General features: G+C 23.0%; 11 protein-coding genes. 7 read left to right on the forward strand and 4 right to left on the reverse strand.

Annotation, left to right across the window (positions count from 1 at the left end):
- Positions 1–431: 431 nt before the first annotated feature.
- Both MBCUR_RS08645 and MBCUR_RS08650 read left to right on the forward strand, forming a co-directional pair.
- Positions 432–665: a TRAM domain-containing protein gene (locus MBCUR_RS08645; RefSeq protein WP_067092518.1), complete on the forward strand. Its 234-nt coding sequence runs from the start codon at positions 432–434 to the stop codon at positions 663–665.
- 272 nt (positions 666–937) lie between these two features.
- Positions 938–1222, forward strand: a complete 285-nt coding sequence (locus MBCUR_RS08650; protein WP_067092510.1) for a hypothetical protein — start codon at positions 938–940, stop codon at positions 1220–1222.
- A 121-nt stretch (positions 1223–1343) separates the two neighbouring features.
- On the opposite strand, the gene MBCUR_RS08655 is transcribed toward MBCUR_RS08650, so the two are convergent.
- The gene (locus tag MBCUR_RS08655; RefSeq protein ID WP_084269668.1) at positions 1344–1736 is read right to left on the reverse strand and encodes a cell division protein SepF; all 393 of its coding nucleotides are present in this window, start codon (positions 1734–1736) and stop codon (positions 1344–1346) included.
- Between the two features lie 286 nt (positions 1737–2022).
- Complete coding sequence (locus MBCUR_RS08660; protein ID WP_067092511.1) at positions 2023–3069, reverse strand: DUF1611 domain-containing protein; 1047 nt, start codon at positions 3067–3069, stop codon at positions 2023–2025.
- Between the two features lie 387 nt (positions 3070–3456).
- Between MBCUR_RS08660 and MBCUR_RS08665 the strand changes: the two genes are divergently transcribed.
- Complete coding sequence (locus tag MBCUR_RS08665) at positions 3457–4017, forward strand: ZPR1 zinc finger domain-containing protein (RefSeq protein WP_394329086.1); 561 nt, start codon at positions 3457–3459, stop codon at positions 4015–4017.
- Positions 4018–4083: 66 nt separating this feature from the next.
- Here the strand turns inward: MBCUR_RS08665 and nadC are convergent, their stop codons facing one another.
- Positions 4084–4911: a carboxylating nicotinate-nucleotide diphosphorylase gene (nadC, locus tag MBCUR_RS08670; protein WP_067092520.1), complete on the reverse strand. Its 828-nt coding sequence runs from the start codon at positions 4909–4911 to the stop codon at positions 4084–4086.
- A gap of 772 nt (positions 4912–5683) precedes the next feature.
- On the opposite strand from nadC, the gene MBCUR_RS08675 reads away from it, so the two are divergent.
- The 3 genes from MBCUR_RS08675 to MBCUR_RS08685 all read left to right on the forward strand — a co-directional run bounded on the left by MBCUR_RS08675 (position 5684) and on the right by MBCUR_RS08685 (position 9055).
- Positions 5684–6424, forward strand: a complete 741-nt coding sequence (locus tag MBCUR_RS08675; protein ID WP_067092513.1) for a metallophosphoesterase family protein — start codon at positions 5684–5686, stop codon at positions 6422–6424.
- 215 nt (positions 6425–6639) lie between these two features.
- Positions 6640–7686, forward strand: a complete 1047-nt coding sequence (locus MBCUR_RS08680; protein ID WP_067092514.1) for an NYN domain-containing protein — start codon at positions 6640–6642, stop codon at positions 7684–7686.
- Between the two features lie 163 nt (positions 7687–7849).
- Complete coding sequence (locus tag MBCUR_RS08685; RefSeq protein WP_067092515.1) at positions 7850–9055, forward strand: hypothetical protein; 1206 nt, start codon at positions 7850–7852, stop codon at positions 9053–9055.
- 131 nt (positions 9056–9186) lie between these two features.
- On the opposite strand, the gene MBCUR_RS08690 is transcribed toward MBCUR_RS08685, so the two are convergent.
- The gene (locus tag MBCUR_RS08690; RefSeq protein ID WP_067092516.1) at positions 9187–9375 is read right to left on the reverse strand and encodes a hypothetical protein; all 189 of its coding nucleotides are present in this window, start codon (positions 9373–9375) and stop codon (positions 9187–9189) included.
- Positions 9376–10158: 783 nt separating this feature from the next.
- Here MBCUR_RS08690 and MBCUR_RS08695 point away from each other — a divergent pair.
- Positions 10159–10476, forward strand: a complete 318-nt coding sequence (locus tag MBCUR_RS08695; protein WP_067092517.1) for a hypothetical protein — start codon at positions 10159–10161, stop codon at positions 10474–10476.
- Positions 10477–11339 lie beyond the last annotated feature (863 nt).

Raw genomic sequence — 11339 nt, forward strand, 5'->3', positions numbered from 1 at the left:
AAATAATATAGATATTTATATAGTACTTAAAAATGTTAAACATAAAAGATTTTGTTAAATTTTTTTAAAAATCTTGAGTTTAAACACTATCTCTTTTATTTATTCTTTTCTATTTTTTCTTTTTTTCTTTTCATGACTTTTGTTTAAAATAACCTTATGATAAGTTATTAAATATATACTTTGAAAAACATAGTTATATTGCAATACATTAGAACAATATTTATTGATGGCTTATTATTTTTTTCTCAAAGCAAACATTATCTAAATTATACTAAAATATTTTTAGTATTTTTTGTACTGATTTTTTTTTGAAGGGTTATTTTAAAAAATCTTTTTTTATTAACTAATTATTTGCTAAAAATATATATTTTAAATAAAGTGGAAGTGATTTTATAATGTTTAAAAGGAACGACAGAAATAATAGAGATAGTATGGATAATAGAGATAATAGAAGTAATCGTAATAATAATCGTTATGATAGTGCTCCTGTAAATGTAGGAGAAGAATACGATGTTAAAATCGAAGATACTGGTAAATCCGGAGATGGAATAGCTAAAGTAGAAGGTTACATTCTTTTTGTTCCTAATGCTAAAAAAGGTCAAGAAGTTAAAATAAAAGTCACTGAAACTAAGCGAAATCTAGGATTTGCTGAATTAGTAGAATAATAATCATTTTATTATTCACATTTTTCTTTTTTTATATGTTATATTTCGTTCTATTTCATTAAAATCTACAAATAATAAAATCCATACAAAAACAACTAAATAATGGACAACCACATTGATAATTTTTTTAGAAAATTATATATTTTTGTTGATGCAATAGTTTAAATAATATCTATATCAATCTAAATAACATCTAATAATAATTTTAAATATAATTGTCAACTTATTTTCAATAAAATAATAGTGATAATAATCAAATATGGAGAATTAAAATGGTTTTTGAAATAAAGCATGGATTAATAAAAAGAGATAGCTTAGACGAAAGTTTTGAACTTTATGATAAAAATGGCTACTTTGAAGATGATGAAGTTCTTGTAGCCATTGATACTGATACTTTAATTAGTATTCAAATTCTTATTCACACTATTAGTGAAAATAAATTTAAAAAATGGAATAAAATAAAAAAAACAAAAGAAATAGAAGATATTTCTAGTTTATTTTTAAAATTAGGATATAAACGAGAAGATGTTATTAAATTCCTTAAACAATTAGAATAAAAAAAAAGAAGTGTTAATTAAAAAAATTATAATTGATTGAATTTGAAAAAAATAATTGAAATTAAATAAGTATTAAACAAGAAAATAATGATTAAAATGGTTAAATGAACAATTTTTTAATTTAATCTCTTTTTGTAATATTAACTTGGGTAGGAGCTATTAAAATAAGGTATTTATCATCAGTTCTTGAAAGTGAAATGGCTTCAGCATTGTACTTTTCTCTTAAAAACTTAATTTTAGAAATAGCCATTTGGAACAATTCAGGACCCTCATTTTCAAGATAAGCTAAATCAACAATTACTGGGTTTTTTTCAGAAACAATTTGATCATTGATATAATCAATATCATCAGCATTTCTAGGTCTTATTAAAATAATATCTATAATAGTTTGCTCTGGAGTAATTGAAATCGGAACTTCAAAGGAATTATCAGGTTCTGCACCTAATTCTTCATCTCTTATATCATCTTCAGTATACACTCCAAAACTTTTTTTTAAATTATCTATAATTCCCATAATAATTCCCCTAAAAATTTATATATTAATAAAACACTCACATTAATAAATAATAATCTTTTTTATTATATATAGTTTCCCATTAAAATACTTAAATTTAATCTATTAATATTTTATCAAATGAATATAGTCATGTTTTAAATTATAAAGATATTAAATATTTTTTAATGAACTTTTATTTTTAAGAAGCTATTATAATCTAAAACAATATGCTTTTTTTCTTGAAAAAAAGAACAATAAGCTTATTCTCCATAATAATATTAGAAAAGAATATTTAAGAAAAAAGTTAATTATCAATCTTTTCCAAAATTGCATCTAGTAATTTTGAAGCTCCACCATTTTTCATATCAACAGCAGGCAGATTATATTCTTTTTCAAAATCTTCTGGAGATAAATCTGTTTCATTTCTAAGATTAATAGAAAGTCCAATTACTTCTGTTGGTTCAATAGCTTCAATAGCTTTTATTTCATCATTAATTCCTCTTGGTTCCCGGAATGGGTGATTTGGTCTGTGACAAACTATGGTAAAGTCAGGATTGGCTCCAATCAAAATAGATGCAGATAAACCACGTGGGTGAGGATTTCCAATTTCTGTTAAACTTGATTGACCTTCAATAAAAATTATATCTGGATTTTTTTCTTCTTCAATAACTTTAAATGATTGTAAAATAGCTGATGGAACATCCATAGCAGATAAACTTCCTGCTCTAAAATTAAAATCAACAGGCCATTCTAATCCCATTTCATCTGTAGAAATAGTTCCAACTTTTAAACCTCTTTTAATTGCTTCTTCACCTAACAACCTTGTTGTAGTCCTTTTACCACATTCTTGAGAAGTACCTCCAATAAATACTACTGTTGCTTTAGGTTTATAAGAGATTTTAGGAAGTATTTCACAGCACTTGTCATGACTAATCCCAAATAATTTGTCAATAACATCTACCCTTGGACTAATTTCTTTAATAACCACATTTTTTTCTTTTGCAAAATTTAAGAGGGCAGAATTCTCTTCAATAGATAAAGATCTAAATGAACAAACCACATTTTTATTGTTATCAATAGCTTGAACAGCATATTTTAAAGCAGCTCCTTCAGCACCAATTGGAAGCATAATAGCAACACTTTTAGCATCTGTATTTTCAATTAAATCTAATAGACTCTTTGAAATTGTGTATTTTCCAAATTTTTTTCCATGTTTACTTTCATCATCATCAACAAAACCAAGAGTTTCGATTCCTTCAAAATTAGAGAATTTTTCACCACCTCCTCCTCCACCAATAACAATAAACGGATTTAAATCTTGAATCTCTTTAACTGAAGAAATAAAATACACACAATCACCTAATCTTTAAAATTTTTCTGCAACAATCTTTAAAGCATTTTTATAAAAAATAAAATATATTATGATAAATATGACCTATAAATTATATAATATTTAAGCTAATTATTAAAAAATTAATATGAATTTTACAAAACTATAATTTAATAAATATATTTTTCATTATTATTAAATATTTGGAAAAAATTTAAATGTTTTATTATAAAAAATAAATGCTTTATTTAAAAAACAAATATAATATTATAAAAAGCAAATATAATATTATAAAAAATAAATATAATGAATAAAAATAATTTATTAAAAAGTTTAATTAAATACTCAAAAAAATGAAAAAAATTAATATTTTATCATATAAATTTAAATAAAATTAATGGAGATAAAATGACTAAAATGATAATAGATTGTCCAGTTTGTGGAAATCTTAAAAGTGCAGAATACACTACCCACACAGATGAAATTCCTTACTTTGGAGAAATTATGGAAGCAACTGTAAAGTGCAATGAATGCGGATATAAACACAATGATGTGATTGTTCTTGAACAAAAAGAGCCTGTAAAATTTGAATTGAAAATAAATAAATACAATTTAAGCTCTAGAATAATAAAATCTCCTTCAGCTACAGTTTATATTCCTGAATTAGGATTAAAAGTAGAACCAGGACCAAAATCAAAAGCATATGTATCAAATGTAGAAGGCGTCATTATTAGATTTGAAGATGCCATCAAAAGAGCATTAGCACTCTTTGAGGATGACGAATCTCAAAAAAATGCTAAAATCATTTTAAAACAACTAGAAAATCTTCTTAAAGGAGAAGAAAAAGGAACATTAGTAATTGATGATCCCTTTGGTCAGAGTCAAATTATAGACTTAAAAGCAAAAAAAAGAACACTAAACGAAGAAGAACTAAAAGATTTAAAAACTGGATTTACAGTTATTGAATAATAAAATAATTATGGATAAATAACTAAAGTATTTAAAAATAACAATTAAAATATCTAGAAACAATAATTAAAATATCTCTAAACTTAAATCTAAACTTTTTACAGAATGAGTTAATGATCCTAAAGAGATTATATCAATGTCAAAAAATGCATAATCTAAGATATTCTCTTCAGTGATACCACCAGATACTTCTAAAAGTACTTTATTCCTAATATTTAATTTATTTAAAGTTAAAATAGCTTTTTCAACTAAATCTGGGGAAAAATTATCGAGCATTACTATATCTGCACCATTTTGGACTGCAACAATCAAATTATCAATATCTTCAACCTCAACCTCAATTTTTTTTGAAAAACTAACCTTTTCTTTTGCCAATATAATGGCTTTAGAAATAGAACCTATAATGGCTATGTGATTATCTTTTATTAAGACCAAATCATCTAATCTAAATCTGTGACTATCTCCACCACCTGTAACAATAGCTTGTTTATCAAATTTAGCAAGTGAAGGAAATGTCTTACGTGTTCCTGCGATTTTAACTTTAGAATTCACTGTTTTAACTTTATCTGACAATTGTTTTGTTTTTGAAGCTATTCCACACATTCGCATTAATAAATTTAGTAGTGTTCGCTCAATTTTTAAAATTTCTCTTCCATTACCTTTAAATTTAAGGACAATATCTCCTTTTTGAAGCTTTTCTCCCTCTTTTTTAAATAATTCAAAAGAGATTTTGTATTTATTGAAAATATATTCTACAATTCTTAATCCTGAAAGAATACCCTCTTCTTTTGAAATAATTTGCCCATTAACAACAATATCATCATCAATTAAAGAGTCTGTTGTAATATCACAAAAACCAATGTCTTCTTCAATCATATAATCAATAATATTCATTTTAACCCTGCATAATCCTTTTTTGTTTTTTAAATTCATAGAATTGAAAAAAACTATAATATATATTAAAAATGAAATAAATAAAAATATATTAAAAATATATTTAAAAAGTATATTAAAGATTAAATTTATTAAAAAATATATTAAAAAGCATATAAAAAATAAAAAAAATTAATCAAATGTAATTAAATATAATTAGATATAATTAAATGTAATTAATGTAATTAAATTTAATGAACTATTATATAATGAACTATTATATTATATAATTTTAATATTTATTATAAAAGATATATAACTTTTTAAATTTTAAAACAATACAATGGCTGTGCAGCAATTCGAAAATCTAATTTTCTAAATTTAATTAATTAAGTTAAATTATATTTATAAATTTATAATGAATTTTATTATAAAAATAAATATAAATATTTAATAAAACTCTATTTTAATTAATATTAATATCTATTTACTAAAAATAATTATTTTTAAAGCTTTAATTTTTATTATTCTTTAAAACAAACTTTTAAAAAAAGGTTCATCAAATAAGTTTTCTCAAAAATAAAGAAAACTAATTTAAATAAAAGTTTTTTACAAATTATAATTATTTTTAAATATTTATTTTTTATAAAAATATGTATTATTAATATTTACATATATTTTAACATATTTTAATTAAATATCTGTTTTTAAATATCTGTTTTTACAAAAAATAGTTATTGCACAACCTCTTTTACTTCTATTTATTTTATATATAAATATATAGGTATTTTTCATGACATTGATTACACATATCTCTGATATTCATTTTGGTAGCTCAGCTTTTAATGAAGAAATATATTTAAAATTTGTTGATGAAATAAACAATTCAAAAACAGATTTTATTATTTTAACTGGAGATTTGACTGATAATGGTTATTATTCATCATTTTTAAAAATTAAAGAATATTTAAACATGTTTGAAGCTCCATTACTATCTATCCCAGGAAACCACGATGCACGTAATGTGGGATTTAAAGTTTTTGAAGATGAGATTGGAGAGAGAAATTGGGCAAGGAAAATTTCAGATGATGAAATTTTAATTGTAGGGTTGGATTCATCAGAACCTGACTTAAATAATGGTAATATAGGGAGATTTCAACAATTATGGCTGGAAGATCTGTTACAAACTACAATAGACGATTCTATTTTTTCTATTGTTGCTCTTCATCATCATTTAATACCTATTCCAAATACTGGTCGCGAAAGAAACGAACTTTTAGATGCAGGGGATGTTTTAAAATCTTTAGTTGATAAAAAAGTCAACTTAGTTATTTCAGGCCATAAACATGTTCCATATATTTGGAAGCTTGAAGACAGCTATTTTATTAGTGCAGGTTCTTTATCTTCTAATAAATTAAGAGGGAAAATTTTAAACTCTTATAATACCTATGATATTTCTAAGAATAATGTTGAGGTTCTTTTAAATCAAATAGATGGAAGTAAGATTTTTTTAGCTTCATTTGAAAGAGATTAATGAAAATTTTTGCCATTGGTTTTAATATATTGCATTTTTAAAATAAAAAAAGTTATATATTATTAAAATCAGATATTTTATACACTAATAATTTTCAATTTTTCAACTATTTTTTTTTAAATTAAAAAAATATTTTTTTAAATTTATTTTTTATAATTATTTTTTATAATTTATTTTTTTAATTTAGTTTACTTTTTAATCTTTGGAGGGGTTTAATGAAAGTTATAATTGATGCTTCTAATGTAGCAAATTATGGTAGAACAGAAGATTCAAAAGCTAAATTGGATTATATATTAACAGCTATTAAAAAATTAGAAGAAGATAAAAATGAATTTATAATTATAGCTGATGCATCTTTAAAACATGAAATAGATCAGAAAGATAAATACAAAAGTTTAGTTGAAAAAAAGGTAATTCACGAAGTTGAAGCAGGTAACAATGCAGATCACTTTATTTTAAATTCAGCAGAAAAAGCTAACTCTAAAATTTTGTCCAATGACTATTTTAGAGATTTTTCTGATGAATTTTTAGATATTAATAATATGAGAATTTCATTTTCTTTTGAAGATACAGGAGAAATAAAATTTGGTAGAGTTAAAAAACCTAAAAGAGTTAAAAATGTTCTTACTAATATTTGTACAGCTATTTTAAATGAAATGAATGGGAAAAAATATGAAACATACTCTGAAAAAGATGAAATAGATTTCAGTCCTTTAAACATTGCTAAAGAATCTATTTTGCGTATGGACAAATCTAATCAAGATGACATTAGTTCTAAAATAGAAGGACTATTTTCTAAAATACCTTTTTTTGACAAAGTAGTTAGTATGGTTGAAGAAGTTGAAACTTCTGCACCACATATTATTTTTGTCCTTGTTCATCCAAAAAATTATAAAGAAGCAGTTAAAAATGCAGGAAATATTTCTGTTACTGTTGGTGATAGATTAAAATTAAACAAAAATCCCTTAATAGCAATTAGAAATGATTTGTATATGAAACCAGGGAAATTTGATTTAAATATTATATATGCTGACGAAGTTGAAGATGAAGCACCTTATGATGTTGAAATAAGAATAAATTCTAATGATGAAGTTTTTATTAAAAAGAACTCTAGAAATATAGCCAGTACGGTTGCAGGAAGAATTGGGTCATGGAAGTTTCCAATTGTTTCAGTTAAAAAAGATATTTTTTTAGAAAAACCTGGTGAATTTGAAGTTTCTTTAAAAGCAGCTGTTAAATTAATTGATAAATCCAAAAAATAGCTTTAATATATTTATATTTAGTGAGTAAGAACATTTAAAAATATAATAATAATTTTGGAACATAATCTTACTAATAATAGTAACAATAATAGTAATAGTAATAGTAATAATAATAATAATAATAATAATAATAATAATAATAATAATAATAATTGATGATATAATGAATAATCACAGTTTTACACGATGGATATTTAAATTATTAACCAAGAAAAAAATCATTAGTATTGGAACCAATTACCATCCATCAACTCCAATGGAAGTTGAATATGTTGAAATGTTTAACTTTACCAATACAATGTTAATGGAAATTGAAGAAGCTCAAATTTCCAGCGATAGCATATTCTATAATCTTTTAAGAGATCTTGGGTCTGAAAATATTCCAAAAAACCATAAATTTTATGAAATTGTTGAAGCAGAAAAGAAAGTTGAGGAGTATGCTCTTGTAAGTAATATTATTATGGGCAGTGACCGTTATCTCTATGTTGAGTTACTTAATCCAAGCCCAATTATTGAACAATTTTCTAAATTCATTTTAGAGGAAAATGGAGAGATAATTGAGCAAAGTTCGACTGAGATTGTTTCTAAAATGCTTTCTAAAAATGATGCTATTCGTGTTGCAATAAAACTTGTAGGATTAGGTCTTGATAATAATATTAAGGTTAGATCTGCTGTTGGAATGACTGGTGCCGCTTCAATTGAAAGATCAATAAAACTTAACAGAGAAATTGGAGATTTTCCTGGTGTTGGTTTTACTAAATTAGGTGGAGAGTATGCAATAATTTTAGATACAAAGTTTTCTAGTCCTAAAACAAACATTAATGATAACCACAACTATCTTTTTATTGACATTATGGATTCAACAAAGTTTACAAATGACTATGGAAAGGATAAATTAGTTGAATTAATGAATAGTGTTAAAATTTTTATTGAAGAAGAGTGTAAAGGCAAAATAGAAGGATATCGTCATGGTGGAGACGATTTAATAGCAAGATTTCCAAGTAAAGACTTAGCTATTAGGGCTGGTCTTGATTCTGCTTGGTTTACACTTAATAATGGTGCAAAAATCAGAGCAGGTATTGGAAAAACAAGACGTGAAGCGGGTGAACGTGCACAAATGGCTGATGAGATTCAAATATTTAATCCATTATCCCTTGTTGTTTTTGAGCTTGCAAATGGTTTATATGGGTATTATGTTCCTTCTGAGTTTATTCGCACTATTTTATCATTTATTTTTACAAAAAAATCTAAAATTTTTGGTGTTTTTATTTTTGTTTTTGTAGTTTCATATATTTTAGCACTACTTGGCATAGGTGAATTTGGATTTTTAGCAGTTATAATTGCTATTTTTTATGCTATTTTATCATAAAATTAAATTTCTTTTTTTAATTTTATTTTAGTTTTTTTCTTTCTTTTTAAATAGTTATATTTGTAAAGTGTTTCAATTATTTCTTGTTTTTGCTTGTTTTAGATTTTAATGAATTTTTTTATTTAATTCTTTTATTCACTCATTCTTTTTGCCTCTAAGATTATTTTTGTGACTTCTTTTGATCTTGCACCTTTATCTAATCTCCAGTTTGTGGAGGCTTGCATATCTAACCATTCGGCTAATTCTTTTGGAAGTGAAATGTTCATTCGTGATTTTTCAGATAGCTTCCAAAGTCTATCTACTTCATCATTTTTTGCCATGCTTTATAATTTATTTTTTTATATATAAACCTTTTTCTATTTTTCTTTTTTAGACTTAATTATTTATTACAATACTTTTTCACATATATTTTATATATATTTATTTATTTGTGTATGTGTGTATGTACACATTTTTATATTTATTTTTTAATTATTTTTTAATTGTTTATTTCTTATTTTTTTAGATCTTTTTTTGATTTTTTTTGATTTTTTTTAATTTATTCAATACTTTCAATATTTTTTTTTATTGTTTAAACGTGATAAAATTAATAATATTGGATATAAATTAATTTTTTTAATTTTTATATTATTTTTATTTATTATTTTCAAAATTACTTTATTGATTAGTTGTTTTATTTTATATTCTGGATTAGTTTATCTAAACAGTTAAATATTTGTGTGTTTATGTGTACACAATTACACACATAATAAAGTTTATATATGTTTATCATTAAATAGAATTATATCCATAAAAAAATTTAGTTTTATGCAATGTTTAAAAAAAGTGTTTATTATTGTAAATCAAAAAATATCAAGAATTGTATGTTCTAATGGTTTCGTTTTCATATATACTTTTTTGAATGACTATTAGATTGAATATATGTGTTTTATCATGATTCTTTTTTAAATGAATTATTGATTTCAATTTATCATTCATTATATAACTCATTATATAATTCATTATATGAATCTAAGTTTTTTTATTTATTTAAAAAAAAGATTTTATCATTTTATTTTTAATTAAATGCATTTATAATAAAAAATTTATTTATTGGTGTAAAAATGGGATTAAAACTTGAGGGAAAGTTTGCAATTATAACAATTTTCATTTTAATTGCTTTTTTGTTAGGATCAGGTATAGGAATATCTGTAGGTATATCTGATGGGGATTTAAAAAATCCAGTAGTTAATTCCTCTAATAATTATACATTAGAAGATTTAAACACAACTAAGTTGCCCAATACAGAAATAACGGATGATGGTTCTTTAGATGAAAAAAATTCATCAAATCAAAACTATTCTACAAGTGAAGGCAGATATTATTCAAATGAAGATTTAAAAAATAAAAGAATGGTTAATAATACCGTTTTAAAAGAATAAATATATTTAAATTCTTTTTTTACAGTTTTTTTTCTATATATTTTCTTACTTTTTTCCTTTTCTGCTTTTTTTCTTTTTATTTTTTTATTTAAATCCTTATTTCATGAAGTTAAAAATGAAAAGTAAAGACATTATTAATGTAGATTATAACAGGATATTTTATTTACTTCTTTAAATGATGAAGTTTATAAAGACTATGACTTCTGTTTATTTGGTTTTTTTTGAATTTTTAAATAATTCAGTATCTATTTATTTTACTAAAAAAACAGACCTATTTGAGTTGAAATAGTGAATGCTTCAAAACAATCTTTTTTACCCACAATTCAATAATTCTCCTAATTATTTTGATATATCATTTTTCAGATTCCTATTTATTAAACCTTAACTTTTTTTAATTCTTCAAACAAATCTGTTGGTATTTTTGTATGTATTTGATTATTTTTGGTCATTTTATCCTTATTTTTTTTAAAAATGCGTATTAATAAAGAATAAAACCTATTGGAAATGTTATAACAAATTGTTCTTCTGTTCCTCAATTTTTACCACAACTTAGATTAACATTATTCTTGCAATTGTTATTGCTATAAATATATTCATTATTCGTCTCCTGGAAATATTTTATATTCTAATTATTATTTTTAAAAAGGGTTTCTTATAATTGAAAAAAATTGAAGAGGTTTGTATATTAATTAGCAGGGTGTCTGAAAACCCATGAAAAAATATGGGTTAAAATCCCTTAAAATTTTAAATTGAATAGCAAATAAAACTAATTTAGTAAAAGTACAATTGTATAATTTTGTAAATTTAAATTAAAGGTCAATTAAATCGAAATATTTAAATATAATGAAATATATATTGTTATT

The organism is Methanobrevibacter curvatus, assembly GCF_001639295.1.
GTDB lineage: Archaea > Methanobacteriota > Methanobacteria > Methanobacteriales > Methanobacteriaceae > Methanoflexus > Methanoflexus curvatus.